Annotated in this window: 10 protein-coding genes and 6 pseudogenes; 7 read left to right on the forward strand and 9 right to left on the reverse strand. The window is 38.8% G+C overall.

Annotated elements, in window-relative coordinates:
• Positions 1–35: 35 nt before the first annotated feature.
• A complete protein-coding gene (locus WG932_RS23150) occupies positions 36–2,024 on the reverse strand; it encodes a beta-galactosidase (RefSeq protein WP_483085548.1) in 1,989 nt (662 codons plus the stop codon).
• Positions 2,025–2,297: 273 nt separating this feature from the next.
• Here WG932_RS23150 and WG932_RS23155 point away from each other — a divergent pair, with 273 nt between their 5' ends.
• The 4 genes from WG932_RS23155 (at position 2,298) to WG932_RS23170 (ending at position 6,113) form a co-directional block, all read left to right on the forward strand.
• Complete coding sequence (locus WG932_RS23155) at positions 2,298–2,633, forward strand: TfoX/Sxy family protein (protein WP_483085549.1); 336 nt, start codon at positions 2,298–2,300, stop codon at positions 2,631–2,633.
• Between the two features lie 250 nt (positions 2,634–2,883).
• On the forward strand, positions 2,884–3,642 hold the full coding sequence (locus WG932_RS23160; protein WP_483085550.1) for a hypothetical protein: 759 nt from the start codon (positions 2,884–2,886) through the stop codon (positions 3,640–3,642).
• 65 nt (positions 3,643–3,707) lie between these two features.
• A complete protein-coding gene (locus WG932_RS23165) occupies positions 3,708–4,010 on the forward strand; it encodes a DUF922 domain-containing protein (protein ID WP_483085551.1) in 303 nt (100 codons plus the stop codon).
• A gap of 330 nt (positions 4,011–4,340) precedes the next feature.
• Entirely contained in the window at positions 4,341–6,113 is a 1,773-nt protein-coding gene (locus WG932_RS23170) for an alpha-L-rhamnosidase-related protein (RefSeq protein ID WP_483085552.1), read from the forward strand.
• Positions 6,114–6,376: 263 nt separating this feature from the next.
• On the opposite strand, the pseudogene WG932_RS23175 reads toward WG932_RS23170, so the two are convergent.
• Both WG932_RS23175 and WG932_RS23180 read right to left on the reverse strand, forming a co-directional pair.
• A pseudogene (locus WG932_RS23175) lies at positions 6,377–8,772 on the reverse strand (ribonucleoside-diphosphate reductase subunit alpha).
• 30 nt (positions 8,773–8,802) lie between these two features.
• Positions 8,803–9,781 (reverse strand): annotated as a pseudogene (locus WG932_RS23180) (ribonucleotide-diphosphate reductase subunit beta).
• 593 nt (positions 9,782–10,374) lie between these two features.
• On the opposite strand from WG932_RS23180, the gene rplU reads away from it, so the two are divergent.
• From rplU to WG932_RS23195, 3 genes are all read left to right on the forward strand, one after another.
• Positions 10,375–10,686, forward strand: a complete 312-nt coding sequence (gene rplU / locus WG932_RS23185) for a 50S ribosomal protein L21 (RefSeq protein ID WP_041935086.1) — start codon at positions 10,375–10,377, stop codon at positions 10,684–10,686.
• 33 nt (positions 10,687–10,719) lie between these two features.
• Positions 10,720–10,980: a 50S ribosomal protein L27 gene (gene rpmA, locus WG932_RS23190; RefSeq protein ID WP_014020187.1), complete on the forward strand. Its 261-nt coding sequence runs from the start codon at positions 10,720–10,722 to the stop codon at positions 10,978–10,980.
• A 123-nt stretch (positions 10,981–11,103) separates the two neighbouring features.
• Positions 11,104–11,364: an HPF/RaiA family ribosome-associated protein gene (locus tag WG932_RS23195; protein WP_483085553.1), complete on the forward strand. Its 261-nt coding sequence runs from the start codon at positions 11,104–11,106 to the stop codon at positions 11,362–11,364.
• 104 nt (positions 11,365–11,468) lie between these two features.
• On the opposite strand, the pseudogene WG932_RS23200 reads toward WG932_RS23195, so the two are convergent.
• From WG932_RS23200 to lipB, 6 genes and pseudogenes are all read right to left on the reverse strand, one after another.
• A pseudogene (locus tag WG932_RS23200) lies at positions 11,469–12,097 on the reverse strand (rhomboid family intramembrane serine protease).
• Between the two features lie 4 nt (positions 12,098–12,101).
• Positions 12,102–13,087: pseudogene (locus WG932_RS23205) on the reverse strand (polyprenyl synthetase family protein).
• Complete coding sequence (rnr, locus tag WG932_RS23210; protein ID WP_483085554.1) at positions 13,077–15,254, reverse strand: ribonuclease R; 2,178 nt, start codon at positions 15,252–15,254, stop codon at positions 13,077–13,079. The pseudogene WG932_RS23205 and the gene rnr overlap by 11 nt, the downstream one beginning before the upstream one ends.
• 81 nt (positions 15,255–15,335) lie before the next feature.
• Positions 15,336–16,069 (reverse strand): annotated as a pseudogene (locus WG932_RS23215) (3'-5' exonuclease).
• A 5-nt stretch (positions 16,070–16,074) separates the two neighbouring features.
• Positions 16,075–16,476, reverse strand: coding sequence for a hypothetical protein (locus WG932_RS23220; RefSeq protein WP_149393676.1), 402 nt, complete (start codon positions 16,474–16,476; stop codon positions 16,075–16,077).
• Positions 16,473–17,205 (reverse strand): annotated as a pseudogene (gene lipB, locus WG932_RS23225) (lipoyl(octanoyl) transferase LipB). The gene WG932_RS23220 and the pseudogene lipB overlap by 4 nt, the downstream one beginning before the upstream one ends.
• Between the last annotated feature and the right edge of the window lie 4 nt (positions 17,206–17,209).

Consider the following 17,209-nt stretch of genomic DNA (forward strand, 5'->3'; position numbering starts at 1 on the left):
TTCAGATAAACAGTATTTTAAATTTAAAAGGTGATTTATAAAGGGTGGACTCGATAAAGGACGGTGGACATGACATCCATCTTTATAGTGATTTGGTTGGTGGAATCTGCCATCACTTTATTAGTAAAAGGGTCAATAACCCGGGCAAAATAGGGGAGCTGAATAATTTTTTCACCACCATCTATAGAGTGCAAGCTCAGCCAATTTCTACCAACATAAATGATGTCTTCCGAAGTTATGTATTGATGAACACCGGCTTCTGCCCAGATTTTCTTTAGTTCAGAAGGCTTCCATTGTAACTTTTCCGGAAGAAAGTTGTCGGTTTTTCCTGGGAGGTTAAGCGTTGTTCCTTTATCGTTGGTCCACAATACGGTTTTGCCCAGCTTCTGCAACTTTTTGATTAGTGCAGTTTCTTTATCTGTTAATTGAAGCAAGCCCATTAGCCATATTACTTGGTATTGACTGTAGGTAATCTCCTGAATGTCTGTCCTTAAATAAAGGTCATAGGAACTACCTGTTTTGGCTATTGGATACCGGTTAGACAATATTTTTTCAGTAAGCCTACCATAACTTTTGTCCCAAAATGATAGTTCTTCATCTACAATTACCAATACACCAGGCTTCATCTTTTCCGGGTTTTTAGATGGGAAATCTTGGTGAAATTGCTGGGTTTTTTCCAAGACCTGAAGCATTTCCGGATCGCTGAACCAGCCTCCCCACATATCAAACCACCAGCCTCCATAGCCATAGGCCAACATTCGAGCTGCATTTTTCCATAATAAAGCCACTGAAGTTTTGAGGCTTTTGGGGCCAAGCCAAACGCCCCCTTCATATTGTCCCGGAGGAGCAATTCCCTGGGATTGGTCTTTTAGCAAAGTAGTTTTTGAAGTCCGGGTATCATTCTCTGCCAACCAAAGTTTGCCATGTTTGTGAACGGAATTAATGGCGGCCATTGCCGGCCAATCTTCACCTACCACCCTGTTATAAACATTTGGACTGGACAGGTAATCCAAGTATGGGCTTTTTAATAATTTTGACAAGGCTCCATGTCCTCGCCTTGGATCAGTGACAAAGTAATGGTAGCCATAAAATGCCCCTGTTAATAAATATCCATCGCTTTTCTCTTTGACAACCTTACAGAAATAGGCAATATTATCCGCCATTACCTCTGTATGAAATCGATAGGTATCAATATAATTGGTGTCATTGTCAGGGTCTCTCCATGAGACTTCGTCGACTGCTTCATCAATATTGGTCAATTGGGCATTGGCAAAAGTAACATTAGGATTATTCCAAGCAGCTCTTAGGGAATTGACCGAAGTATACTTTTCCTTTAGCCAGTCTCGGAATGCTTGCAACCTGACCGGATTTTGGTCTTGGTATTGCTTGGGATGATAGAACCATTCTTCTGTAAACCCGCTGGCCACGTGTATACCCGCCAAGTGGTTACGGTATTTGGACTTCAGCAACCAGTCCAAACAATCCTCCAAGGCTACCTTAGTATGCTCCCTCCATTCTTGGGAGGCAAAGCTCTGGCGAAACAAGCTACCATCCGGTAGCTGTGCCGCAGCTGAGGGATTAGCTAAAGTCCACCAGCGGGGAGGGTCCAAATATAGTCGAATGACTACCTTAGCTTTGGGATCAGCACTAAGTATTTTTTCAAAATCTGTCTCAATGCTTGAAAAATCATAATGACTTTCACCTTTCCAGATAGCATTTCTAAAAGCACCTATGCCTGAGGAGGTGTTGATGCCTCCTTCTCCCAAATAAGCAGGAAAATTGTACAGGTGGATCCCTGTAGCTGCTATTTCTTTGTAATATTCCACTTCTCCTAAATAGGACATGTAGGCAAATGGCGGGTGATTTTGTCCATCAATAAATAGGGATGGATTTCCATTATTCCATTCAACTTCCGTTTTTATTTGTGCAGTGATGGGATGCATTATTGTAAGAAGAAAAATAAAGAAAACAAGAATCTTGAGCTTCTTCAGGTTTTGGATTAATTCAGGTTGATTGTTTGTCATATAGATAGAAATCGGAAACCGAACAATTTGAGTAATAGTCAAAGCTTCATTTGAATGGGGGAGGCTTTGGTTATAGGAATTGAATGATTGGATAAAATTAACTTGAAAAGAATTGTAATTCTATAGATTGTCTTTAAAATATTAGGTTTATAGCGTTGGTGAAAAATTTTGTAAGGAATTATTGTCCTGAAATATTCACTGAAAAGCTTGGGAAATAGTAGTGCTTTTGATCCTATTTTGGTAATTTGAGGAATACATAATTATTAGGAAGCCATGGCATATGATGAAAAACTTGCCGATAGGGTAAGAGAATACCTTTATGAAGTCGGTCAAACGAAAGTAGAAGAAAAAATGTTTGGAGGGCTTGCCTTTTTAATCAATGAAAAGATGTGTGTGAATGTAAGCGGCTCAAGGCTTATGTGTAGATTTGACCCTGAAAAACTTGAAGAAGTGGCAGAGTTAAACGGGTTTCAATCCATGGTTATGAAAGGGAGGGTGTACAAGGGGTATTGTTATGTAGGTGCCGAAGCCATTCAAACCAGAAGAGACTTGGCCTACTGGATTGACCTCTGCCTGGACTTCAATGATAAAGCCAAATCATCAAAATAAAATCTCCTAAAAAACAGTTAATTAAACCCGAAATATGCAATTTATTACGTGCTGAAATCGCTTTAAAATCAACGACTTCGTTGTCTTTTAGAGATTTACTTGCGATTGCAACACTCACCACAGATCCTATTACATATTCTTGGTAAATGATATAACAGAAGCCGCAATAATAATTGTTATAGTTTAGACAACATTAAACTTGCAATCTATGAAACCTGTAAATGAGCTAATGGGTTAAAGGTTTAAAGGTATGAAGCTAAAAAGACCCTATATAAGAATTGTATTTTGCCGACTTAAATTGGCTATCCTATTATTGGTCATGCTGTTATTCATTAAGGAGGGATATGCGCAAAAAGTAAATCTTGAACCCATACCTCTGCGGGTGGCTTCTCAGGTTTTTAGTCCGGAGGAATATTATATTGCTCGGGTCATTGATGAAAGAAAAGACCTTAATCCTACAGCTTTTGTGGTTGTTGATCTGATGCGAGGAAATAACTTGGAAACCGTAAACTTAAAAGGGGGGACCATTCATGCATTGGAGCAGTATATTTTGGAAGCCTATCCGGGAAATAGAGATTTATTGCCGGTAGTGATCCGGGTAAAAGACTGTAAAATTATAGAAAAACTTAAAGATTCCCAGACCGGGGCAGTTGAAGGAGACATTCACCTAGATTTTACCTTTGCCATAGATCGGGACGAGCAACTAGTTGACTTGCTGGATTTCCAAGGTGGCATTAGTTACCAAAGAGGCTTTAGACAAGTTAATCTATTGGAGGCTTTTCTAAGACGTTCCGTGAATTTATCCATGAAATATTTTAATGATTGGATAGAGAAAGATGGGGCCAATAATCAAAAACTTGCAAAGACTGTTCGGTTAGAAATAAGTGATTACAAAGGGTCGAATGACAAGGATACTGTTTTTATTCTCCCAACAGGCCGCTTACATGGGAGGATTTCAAAGGCAGACCCAGGTTTAACAATTATGCAGCATCAATATTTGCTAGTATAGGTTATGCGTCCAATAGCAAGGTAGAAAATGGTGAGATTGTCGTCGATTTGGTATTAAAAACTTACATGTTAAAAAGTTCTTCATGGGTCCGGATCGGAAACGATAGCTATGGATTGAATCATGAGCAAAGGCATTTTGACATAGCCAAGATCATTACTGAGCGGCTTAAAAATACGCTTCAGGCCCTGTCGCTAGCGCCACACAATTATGAAAGAAAAGTCTCTTTTCACTATTTAGAAGCCTTCAGAGAAATGAACCAAATGCAGGAAGAATATGATCGGGAAACTTCCAATGGGACCAATGGCTCAGCCCAACAAAGATGGAATGATAAAATTGATTCAGCATTAGAGGAATTGGGTGTAGATTGATGGTTTAATTTGAAATTGACAATAGGTTTTCCTTTCTATGATAGATCAACCTTAAAGTTGACTTGACGCATATCCCTGCTTGTGGGTGAGTAATTTCTTTCTAATGAGGCTTTCTTTCAACATTTTAATCCTGAAGATGAAATTAATTGTCTCTTTTCTATCGCGGGTCAAATAGCATGATTTTTTGTGGATAAGCCTTTGGCAAGAAATTTATAATATTATCTGGTTTTATGTGATAATTTTCAATAGGCAGGTAGCAACAGGATAGGTCTATGGACATTTCATTTTATATTGGCTTTTTAACCAAAATGACGAGATCAAATGAATGTAATGCAAATACCGCCTAAGCTTATTTTTTCTTTAATATTTTTACTAGCAATTGAATTCAGTGCTTTTGGCCAGCTTCCTCCTGCCTTTAACAATGGCATGGAGTATAAAATAGCTGATGATAACAGAACGAGGAAATACATTGCTCCGGTTAAAATCTTCTGGAAATCTACCGAAAATGAGGCACTGATAAAGAATGAAAATCATCTGCTGGGTCAACCGATAGGACAGGCCATTCTTACTTCTAACCAAGACTTTTTGGTCATGAAGAGTACAGCAACAGAAAAGCCGGGTATCTTGTTGGATTTTGGTGTGAATTTACACGGAGGCATTCAATTGGTTACAGGTATGATTGGATCAAAAGATCCGGTGAGGGTTCGCATTAGGTTGGGAGAGTCTGTGACTGAGGCCATGTCAGCCATTGACACCCTTCAAGGAGCCACAAATGATCATGCAATGAGAGACTTTATTGTTGCTTTACCTTGGCTTGGTAAATTGGAAATTGGTCATTCAGGTTTTAGGTATGCACGTATAGACTTAGTAGACCCCAACAAAGAATTATTACTTAAAGAAGCCAATGCCATATTGACCTATAGGGATATCCCTTATTTGGGGAGTTTTAAAAGCAACGATGAGCGGCTAAATAAAATATGGAATATGGGTGCTTATACTGTGCATATGAATATGCAAGAATACCTTTGGGATGGAATTAAAAGAGATCGTTTGGTATGGGTGGGCGATCTACATCCGGAAGTATCCACAATTAATGCGGTATTTGGTTACAATGAAGTGGTGCCTAAAAGCCTTGACTTAATTCGAGATATCACCCCAATGCCTGAATGGATGAATGGGATAAGCACTTATTCTATGTGGTGGATTATTATTCATAGGGATTGGTATTTGCACCATGGGAACAAAGCTTACCTTAAAGAGCAAGAAGAATATTTGATAAAACTTATGCGCCATATGGTAAGTAGGGTAGAAGGCAACAAGGAGAAATTGGACGGAACCCGCTTTTTAGATTGGCCTTCAAGTGAAAACCCTGCAGCCATTCACGCTGGATTACAATCCATGTTGATTTGGGCTTTTGATGCATCTGCAGCTATTTTTACTGTTTTGGAAAATGCTGAGATGGCTAAAGAAGCAACTGCTATGACTGCTAAATTAAGGACCTATCGTCCTGACCATGCTGGATCAAAACAAGCAGCTTCCCTTATGTCTTTGACCCGAATTATGAACCCTATTAAAGCCAACCGGCAAGTTTCCAAAGATGGAGTAGCTGACTTTTCTACTTTTTATGGTTATTATATGTTGGAGGCCAAAGCCAAAGCTGAAGATTATCAAGGAGCTATCGATAACATTAGGGAGTACTGGGGAGCCATGATTGATTTGGGAGCGACCACCTTCTGGGAGGATTTTAATATTGACTGGTTAGAAAATGCTGCCAGAATAGATGATTTTGTACCTGAAGGTAAAGTAGATGTTCATGCCAGTTACGGTGGGTACAGCTATAAAAAGCTAAGGCATAACTTGAGCCATGGATGGGCTTCGGGGCCTACTGCGTGGTTGAGCAAGCATGTCCTTGGTGTGCAGGTTTTGGAGCCCGGGTCCAAGACATTGTTAATTGAGCCACATTTGGGTGATTTGGATTGGGTGGAAGGCACCTTTCCTACACCTTATGGCTTAGTTTATGTCAAGCATGTAAAACAAGGTGATGGCAATCTAAAGACTGAAGTTTCTGCCCCTGAGGAGGTTCAAATTGTGTATTCCAAATAAGCAATCTTCAATCGGGATTTTACCATAGGGTTCGTAAGCATGGATGCTAGGGTCAGAAAGTCAGGTTGTTGGGGGTAGGGTAACCCGGCTATTGTGAGGTTGAAAAAAATATCGAAAATTTTAAACCTATTAGATCGTCTATTCCCTACTCAAGGCCAAACTTATCTGGTATTCGTGAGTTGGGCGGTTATTTAGTCCAGTAATAAAAAAAGGCAACTGTCCATGAGAGAACAGTTGCCTTTTATCGTTGAAGTTAATATGGATCAACTGCCACAAGCTTCACACTCATCAGGGTTGTCCAATGAGCATACAATGGCGTCTTGTTGTTGCTTTCTAGCCTCTGCATCATCAATTGCGGTTTGTTTATCATCATTCAATTGAGATTTGTCGACAGTAAACTTAATGGCACTACTTGCAGCCTTAGAACGTAAGTAATATATTCCTGTTTTCAAACCTTTTTTCCAAGCATAGAAATGCATGGAAGTTAGTTTACCGAAATTCGGCTCTTGTAAAAACAAGTTCATACTTTGTGACTGACAAACATAGGCACCTCTATCAGCAGCCATGTCTATAATGACCTTTTGAGAAATTTCCCAAACAGTTTTGTAGAGGTCTTTAAGGTTTTGTGGAATGTCCGGCATATCTTGAACAGATCCATTGGATGCGATCAACCTGTTTTTCATTCCATCAGTCCAAAGTCCTAACCTGATTAAATCTTTCATCAAGTGTTTGTTGACTACCACAAACTCTCCGGATAAGGTCCTTCTAGTATAGATATTGGTGGTATATGGTTCAAAACACTCATTGTTACCTAATATTTGAGAGGTTGATGCTGTAGGCATAGGAGCTACTAAAAGTGAGTTTCTCACTCCATACTTGTTCACCTTTTCTTTAAGTCCTGTCCAGTTCCATCGTCCTGATTTAGGTGTTACGCCCCACATGTCAAATTGGAAAAGCCCTTTGGATACAGGCGATCCTTCATAAGTCTCATAGGTACCATTGATTTTTGCCAGCTCCATAGAGGTTTCCATAGAGGCAAAATAGATGGTTTCAAAGATATCTTCATTGAGTCCTTTAGCTTCTTCTGAATCGAAAGGCATTCTCAATAAAATAAATGTGTCAGCCAACCCTTGAATCCCTAAACCTACAGGTCTGTGTCTGAAGTTTGATTTACGCGCTTCAGGAACCGGGTAATAATTGACATCAATTACCTTGTTAAGGTTTTTGGTAACCACTTTGGTGACTTCATATAATTTTTGATGGTCAAAGTGCTTTTTGCCGTCTTTTCCTGTGGATACAAATTTTGGAAGAGCAAGAGAAGCCAAATTACAAACTGCCACCTCATCCGGAGAGGTGTACTCCATGATCTCAGTACACAGGTTGGATGATTTGATGGTTCCTAAATTTTTCTGGTTGGATTTGCCATTGGCGGCATCCTTGTACAAAATATAAGGAGTACCTGTTTCAATTTGGGATTCTAGGATCTCAAACCATAGCTCTTGCGCTTTGATCGTTTCACGCGCACGACCTTCTTTTTCGTATTTTTCATAGAGTCTTTCGAACTCTTCACCATGACAATCAGCCAAACCAGGTGCTTCATGTGGACAGAATAAAGACCATTCTTCATTGGCTTCCACTCTTTTCATAAAGAGATCGGATACCCAAACGGCATAGAATAAATCTCTAGCACGCAGTTCATCTTTCCCATGGTTCTTTTTCAAGTCAAGGAAGTCTTTAATATCGGCATGCCAAGGTTCGAGGTAAATGGCAAAGCTACCTTTTCTTTTGCCTCCCCTTGATCTACGTAACGGGCAGTCATGTCAAAGTTTCTCAACATTGGTACAATTCCATTGGAAACTCCATTGGTGCCTCTGATATAAGAACCTTTGGCCCTTACGTTGTGGATGGAGAGCCCTATTCCTCCTGCAGATTGTGAAATTTTCGCACATTGTTTCAAGGTGTCATAAATTCCATCAATACTGTCGTCCTTCATAGTTAATAAGAAGCAAGAGGACAGTTGAGGTTTTGGTGTACCTGCATTGAAGAGGGTGGGTGTGGCATGAGTGAACCATTTTTGAGACAATAAGTGGTAGGTCTCAATGGCCGCATCTATGTCTTCCTTGTGGATACCTATAGACACACGCATGAGCATGTGTTGAGGTCTTTCCACTACTTTACCGTCAAGTTTGATAAGGTAGCTTCTTTCCAAAGTTTTAAAGCCAAAGAAATCGTAGTCAAAGTCCCTGCTGTAATCAATTACTTGATCTAATTTTGCAGCATGTTTTTTAACTATTCCATAAACATCCGGAGCAATTAAGGCTGCATTCTCATCAGTTTTTGGATTGATATAAGTATAAAGTCGTTTCATGGTATTTGAAAACGACTGGCTGGTGGTTTTGTGTAGGTTAGATATGGCAATCCTTGCAGCAAGAATTGCATAATCAGGATGCTTAACAGTAAGAGAGGCACAAACTTCTGCTGCAAGATTGTCAAGTTCTGTGGTGGTCACACCATCATAGAGACCATCAATTACTTTTTTTGCCACCTCGATTGGATGAATGTAGCGTGCATCCAATTCATAGCAAAGGTTTTCAATCCTAGTTGTGATTTTATCAAATCTGACGGACTCTCTTCTACCGTCTCTTTTTATTACTAACATACTAAACTGATTATAATGGTTAAAAAATGATTAAAAGTCTTCTTCTATAGAAAATTTCCCTGAAGAAGAATCGTCCTTACCTTTCATTACCCCGGCTTTCTGATAATCACCGACACGTTTTTCAAAGAAGTTGGTTTTACCTTCCAAAGATATCATGTCCATAAAATCAAACGGGTTTTTACTGTTCCAAACTTTGGAACATCCCAATTCAAGTAGCAGCCTGTCTGCTACAAATTCAATATACTGGCACATCAATTCAGAATTCATGCCAATAAGTCTTACAGGCAATGCGTCTGTAACAAATTCTTTTTCAATTTCTACCGCATCTTTTATAATTTGCGTAACTTGTTCCTGAGGCAATTTATTAACCAAATGTTTGGTATAAAGGTGGCAGGCAAAATCACAATGCAAACCTTCATCTCTTGATATTAACTCATTAGAGAAAGTTAATCCCGGCATCAAACCTCTTTTTTCAACCAGAAGATGGAACAAAATGAGCCGGAGAAGAATATCCCTTCCACAGCAGCAAAGGCGATTAACCTTTCCATAAAATTCCCCTTATCAATCCATCGCAAGGCCCATTCCGCTTTTTCTTTACGCAATCCAAATGCTCGATAGCATTGAATAAATGATCCCTTTCTTCAGGGTTTTTGATATAGGTGTCAATTAATAAACTATAGGTCTCACTATGGATATTTTCCATGGCAATCTGAAAACCATAGAAGAACTTTGCTTCTGTATATTGAACTTCTGCTACAAAATGTTCAGCTAGGTTTTCATTTACGATCCCATCGCTTGCAGCAAAGAATGCTAGTACATGGGATATAAAATGGCGTTCACCATCACTTAGATTTTTCCAGTCATTTAAGTCTTGGCCCAAGTCTATTTCTTCAGCAGTCCAAAAACTTGCTTCTGCCTTTTTATAATACTTCCAAATGTCATCGTGTTGGATAGGAAATAAAACAAAACGACTGTTATCTCCTTGTTCTAATATTGGCTCGGACTTCATTAGTAGAATTGGTTTAATCTGATTTAAAATTAAATTTTAGGCAAGTGCATTATTTCATCTTACCATCTAAATAAAAGCGTTTTAGAGTGAATTGTTAATATTGCCTTAACAAATATGGGCAAGAAAAATGAAAAAGTAAAGCCCAATAATCCTAAAAACCCTAAAAAATTGACCGAAGGTCAAAGCATTATAAAAACCTATATATTAATTAAATATACTGATTGAACCAAAGTAAAGGTTTAATCTAAACGGTCCAAATATGCAAGGTTAACTTTTTCTAATTATTTTTGAAATAATTAAAAACTACCAAAAACGCCCAAAAAATTGACCTAGGGTCAAAAAACTTACTTAGACTCTTACTTGAGGTAGATTGTAAGTAGGTGTAAATCAGTGTTTAGTAGGTGGTAAATTCGGTTTGAAGACAGATAATTGAATGTTACAGCTTTAAATTTGTGTTATGCGCACATTTGTAAATGGAGTTTTCATTCAAATACAGTAAATATTCAAATTAATATTAGTGAAATATTTTATCTATGCTGTTAATTTTCTTATATTTGCACCTCATTTTGATAATTGTAATATATCAAACCATTATGTACGCAATAGTTAACATTTCCGGTAAGCAGTTCAAAGTAACAAAAGATCAGCACATCTTTGCACCCAAAATGCAAGGTGAAGTTGACGCTTCCGTAGAATTCGATCAGGTGCTTTTGGCAGAAGACGATGGCACTGTATCGGTAGGCGCACCTTTATTGTCAGGTGCCAAGGTATCAGGGAAAATCCTTGATCATGTGAAAGGTGACAAAGTAATTGTCTTCAAAAAGAAGAGAAGAAAAGGTTACAAAAAGAAAAACGGTCACCGTCAGCAGTTCACGAAAATTTTAATTGAAAACATTACGCTTTAATCCTTCGGGAAGCAACCTTAAATAATACAAGTTATGGCACATAAGAAAGGTGTAGGTAGTTCCAAAAACGGTAGAGAGTCTGAAAGTAAAAGACTTGGTGTAAAGAAATTTGGTGGTGAATCAGTTATTGCTGGTAATATCATCGTTAGACAAAGAGGTACAAAACACCATCCTGGTGTAAATGTTGGCTTAGGTAAAGATCATACGCTTTTTGCCTTGGTTCCCGGTAAAGTTGCTTTTACTAAAAAGCATGATGGTAAATCCATCGTTACGGTGATTCCTGCAGAAGCTTAAGCTTTCTAATCAATCAAAAAAAGGCCATTCGACAGAATGGCCTTTTTTTGTACTATAGTTTTAGAAAAAGAAAAGTTACAGTGACCATTTCTCTTAAAGGAGGGAATTAACCTATCAATTACAATGAACCATACAGAAAACTACAAAGGAATTAAAATTGATGTTCAATCAGTTAATATTGAAATCAATAATGCCGTACAAGAGGAAATTCGTACATCCATTGATAAATTGTCTAAATTCACCCATGATATCAATGCAGTAGATGTATATTTTAAAACAGAAGGAAGTGGAGGCAATGCGGTTAGTGTTGTAGGCATGCGCGTGGGTATTCCTGGACCTGATGTATTTGCTGAAGAAAAGGGGCACATTGGATACCACTGCTAAAAGATGTAGTTGATAAATTGGTTAGGCAATTAAAGAAAGCCAAATAATAAATAAAACTTCAGCATTCACTTTAGATTAGGTTTTTAGAACAATGATAAACCTGTTTAGAAAAGGCTGAAGTTTTTTACTTGCTCCCAAAAATGCAATGCATTTTCAGGAGAAATAAGTACAATCACCAGGATTCCAAAGACGGCGCCATAGAAATGGGCATCATGATTGATATTGTCTCCACCGGCACGCCCTTTATAAAAGGCATAACCTAAAAAGAGTAAACCCAATATAAAACCCGGTAGACAGAAGATTCCAAAGATGCAGATGTCTGACAATGGCATTAGGATAATGCTTGCAAATACTGTTGCAGAAGTACCCCTGAAGCTCCCAAAGCATGGTAACTTGGATTATTTTGCTCTTTAAGGTAAGTTGGTATATCAGCAATAATAATGGCAATAAGGTAGAATAGCACAAAGGCCACTATGCCTAATTCCGGACCGAAAGCATAATTGAGATAGGACTCGACCACATTTCCGAAAAAATAGAAGGTGAACATATTGAACAACAAGTGAGTGCCATCTTTGTGGATGAAACCTGAAGTTAAGAATCTACCATACGCCCCATCAGTTTTTATAATATACGGAGTGAACAAATTTTTATTGATAAACTCCGGATTCTTCCAGCCGTAATAAGATGTAATACAGGTGATTATGATAATAATTAATGTTACAGATAGTTCCATGGTTCTATTTTTCTCTATTGGCGAGATGCTGAGTTAAGCTTTGTAGTAATTGTAACCCTTTGTTATTTTTCACCTGTAATTCAGATAGCTGCTTAAAGCCTTTTTGGAAATAGTCTTCCATAACAGCCATGGTTTTTTCTTTTATCAGAAGTTGATCGTAAATAGCAGTTACTGCTTTCACCTTATCTTCTGAGGAAAAAGATTTTGCATGAAGCCATTTTTCAAGCTCATCCTTTGTTGGTCCGGTTGCGGATTCTTTGGCTTTTACCAGCAGATAGGTTTTCTTATTGGCGATAATATCTCCTCCTACCTGTTTACCAAACTTTTCTTTGTCCGCATACACATCCAGTAAATCATCTTTTAATTGGAAGGCAATTCCAATATTCATCCCAAAATCGTACAGCCGTTGTGCATCGCTTTTTGTAGCTCCTGCCAATATGGCCCCAAGCTGTAAGGCAAAACCCAATAATACGGCTGTTTTTAGCCGAATCATGTTCAAGTATTCTTCTTCACTTACCAGTTCCCGCCTTTCAAAATTCATGTCAAACTGCTGTCCCTCACAAACCTCTGCTGCGGTCTTGTTAAATAACTGAAGGCTTTCCTTTAGGTATTCCGGAGCAATTGACAAGAGTAAGTCATAGGCTTTTACAAGCATAACATCTCCTGATAAGATGGCAGTGTTATCATCCCATTTCTCATGGACCGTAGCTTTCCCTCTTCTAAGTGGCGCATTGTCCATGATGTCATCATGCATAAGTGTGAAATTATGAAAGACCTCGACCGCTGCTGCCGGGCTTAGTGCTTTTTGTAGTCTTCCTTGTACAGGTTATAAGCCAGTAATGTAAGTAATGGACGTATCCTTTTGCCTCCCAGGCCCATAAGGTAGGTGATGGGCTCATATAACTCTTGAGGATTTCCTTGAAGGTCAAGTTGCTGGATGTGCTGCTCGAGGTTAGTTTTAATGTCCTCAAGCTGGTTTTCATTTATCATTGTTTACAAATTCCAAATCTATGGTTCGTCTGTCTATATCGGTGCGCGTTACCCTAACCTCCACCTTGTCACCAAGGGTGATCATTCTTTTGTTCTTGGCACCAATGAGTCGCATATTTTTCTCGTCGAAATCGTAATAGTCATCTGTCAGGTCTTGCACCCTAACCATTCCTTCACATTTGGTTTCAGAGATTTCTACGTATACGCCCCATTCTGTTACTCCTGTGATTATACCTGAGTAATCTTTTTCTTCAGCAAGCTTCATGTATTCTACTTGCTTGTACTTAATGCTGGCCCTTTCGGCATCTGCAGCTCTCTTTTCACGCTCGGAAGAGTGAACACACTTTTCTTCCCATGCCTGATTCTCAGGTGGCTTGCCACCATCCAGGTAATGTTGCAACAGTCGGTGTACCATCATGTCAGGGTATCGCCTGATTGGTGAGGTAAAATGGGTATAGTGATCAAAGGCAAGACCAAAATGCTGTTTGGGCTCTGTGGTATATTTTGCCTTTGCCATACTCCTGATGGCAAGTTGTTCAAGAATATTTTGCTCTGGTTTACCAACTATATCATCCATCAATTTGTTCAGGCTGTTGGAAACTTTCTTTTCATCTAGGATTTTAATTTCATGCCCAAATTTTTTCGCGAAGTTAGAAAATGTCGCCAGCTTTTCCAGGTCAGGATAATCATGAACCCTGTAGACAAAAGTACTTTTACCTTTATTCTTATTATAAATATATGTGGCCACTGTTTTGTTGGCCAATAGCATGAATTCTTCAATCAACTTGTGAACGTCTTTTCTTTCTTTGATGATAAGCCCTGTAGGGGTTCCGGATTCATCAAGTTGAAATTTCACTTCTACTGTTTCAAAATTTATGGCACCTTTTTTAAACCGTGCACTTCTAAGTAATTTTGCAAGAGAATTGATCTTTAATAAATCCTTGGCATATTCGCCGCTTTCATTATCCATGTTCTCTTGTGCCTCTTCATAGGTAAATCTCCTATTGGAGTGAATCACTGTTCGGCCAATCCAAAAATCCTTTACTTCTGCCTGATCGGTGATCTCGAAAACACATGAAAAGGTGAGCTTGTCTTCGTTGGGGCGCAAGGAACAAAGGCCATTGCTGAGTCGTTCGGGGAGCATGGGAATGGTTCTGTCCACCAAATAGACGGAGGTGGCCCTGTCATAAGCCTCTTTTTCCATCAATGTCTTGGGCTTGACGTAATGTGTAACATCAGCGATGTGAACACCTATTTCCATGTTTCCGTTGTCCAAATAGCGGAAGGATATCGCGTCATCAAAATCCTTTGCATCTGCAGGGTCAATGGTGAAGGTGTCTATGTCTCTAAAATCTTTTCTTTTTTTGATTTCATCTTCCGGGATTACTTCAGAGATGCTTTCTGCTTCTGCTTCAACCTCTTCCGGATAATCAAAGGGTAAACCGAATTCAGCCATGATGGAATGAATTTCTACTTCATGGTCTCCGGCTTTACCCAAAACATGAATGATTTTTCCACTTGGGCTTTTGTCTCCTTCTTTCCAATCAGTCAGCTTTACGACTACTTTTTGGTTATGCTGAGCTCCTGCAAGGTCCGACTTCCTAACAAAGATGTCGTGGTGCATTTTCTTAAAGTCCGGAACGACAAAGGCAAAACGTGGAGAGATTTCAATTCTCCCGACAAACTCATCCCTGCTCCGTTCCATTATTTCCAAAACTTTTCCTTCTCTTCGATTGCCTCTACCTCTTTTGGGTAAAATCATTACGCGGACTTTGTCACCATCAAGTGCAGATTTTAAATCTGCCTCTTTGACCATGATGTCATCTTCTTTCTTTTCCTGATTGTTAGGAATAACGAATGCAAACCTTGCATTGACAAAATCCACTTCTCCAATAATAAACTCCGGCTCAGCTGTGGAGGAATAAAGGTTTCTGGGATTGCAACTGATCTTGCCTTCCTCTAAAAGTTCCCGCAAGGCAGGATTTAATAATTTTTTGGTGTGGGCATCCCGAAGCACCAGTTTTTTGATGAGTTGTTTTTCGGCATAGGCTTCGCCGAAATTATTTTCAAAAAATTGCGTTAATTTTAATTTTAGTTGTTCTATGTCAGTGGGCTTGCTGCCCTTCTTTTTAAATCCTGATTTTTTTCTTCCTGATTTTCTTCCCATAAAAATGTCTTGTATTTATAAAGGTAAGGATATTTATTCTATTTAATGGGCCTTCCTTTATTGGTAATATTATTGTAATGTTTAAACGGCAGGTGAATCGAGATTAATAATTTCAAAGGAAAGGTCTCCCGGCAAACCTTGGTAAGCAAGGTATATTCTCGCAGTTACCTCTACATCCCTAAGACAATATTTACGGATATTGTCTAAATCATCCTCTTTGTAATAAACGGTGTTGACCATACTTCCATCGATCCCTTCCTTAGAACTTGGTATATCAAAAATAGTTGCTAGCAAATCCAGTCTGGTATAATGTTTATAATCTCCAAACTTCCACAGCTCAAGGGTGTCTAAATGTTTGATTTCCCATGGTTTCCTACCCGAGATCTGTAGCACTTCCGGAAGGGGGATTTTATTAACCAACATTCTTCTACAGATATAGGGGATATCAAATTCCTTGCCATTGTGCGCACAAATGCTCCAGGGCTTCTTCTCTAATAATGTCCTAAATTCCAATAAAGTTTCATGCTCTGTTGATGCCGCATAGGATTTGGTTCTATAAATAAGCTGATCTTCTTCCCTTTTGTATGTAAAATATCCTACACCAATGCAAATGATCTTTCCAAATTCAGCGTAAATTCCTGCCTTCTCAAAGTAGAGTTCTCCTGCATCCCTCTCGTCCGATTTTTGTAATTGAAGGGCCTTTTTTTCCATTCTTCCTGCCACCTTTCCGGTAAGTCCTCAAGATTTTTAGCTCCGGAGATTGTTTCAATGTCCAGAAAAAGGATTTCATTTAAATGTTCGAAAAAATCAGCCATAAGCTTTAGGTGTGTAATATCCCATGCATGTCCAGTTCCGGAATGTAAGTCATGTGTTTCCCCTGCACACTGCCTGCTACAAATATAAACTTTTTGTCAAATATTTGGTCCAGAATATAATAACTTACCCAAAATTCATTATTCAATACAAACAAAGCAGGATCAATTGCTTCTATTCTTACAAAACTTGTGGCTTCTAACTTCGCAATCACGTGTCTCAGGACAGAGGTTTTCTTAGGCTCTCCGGATACTGTTCCATATCCTTTTGCAGTAATCATTAAAGTTTCCAGTTCTATGAGGTTATTGTTGATCAGGTAAACTGCCCAGCTTTCCCCTTCTTTATTCTCCTCTTTCACAATGGCCATTTTCACACCCGTTACAGGGTGAAATTTTATGTCTTTTTTCATTTTAATCCTTCACTTTCTAAAATTTCCATGCCAAATAATCGACCGATATGAAACTTGACCCTTTCTTTAACTTCAGCAATGGATATTTTTTTCCTAGTTCCATTTCCATAGAGGTGACTGCTTTGTCACTGATTCCACAAGGAATAATATGATTAAAATAACTAAGATCAGGATTGACATTGAATGCAAACCCATGCATGGTCACCCATCTGCTGGATTTTACACCTAGAGCGCAGATTTTTCGCGGGTTTTTCTGATGTATATGATCCAGCCAAACACCGGTTAATCCTTCAATTCTACCAGCTTCAATTCCATAATCTTCCAGTGTGGCTATTACTGCTTCTTCTAGGTACCTGAGGTATTTGTGAATGTCTGTAAAGAAATTATCCAAGTCCAAGATAGGGTAGCCAACCAGTTGCCCGGGCCCATGGTAGGTAATGTCACCACCACGATTTATTGGATAATAACTGGCTTGAAACTTTTTCAATCCTGCTTCATTTAAAAGCAGGTTTTCAGGTCGACCACTTTTGCCTAATGTATATACGTGAGGGTGCTCCACAAACAAGAGGTAATTGTCAGTGATTTGTGCTTGTTCAGGGTCAAGTTTTCTGTTTTCAATTTTGGTGGCTACCGTTTTGGCAAATTTTTTTCTTGATAATCCCAAGCTTCCTGGTAATCTTTGGTGCCTAAATCCCTGAAAATTACTTTTTTATTTATAAATTGATTCACCTTT

Source organism: Cyclobacterium sp. SOCE241, assembly GCF_056867545.1.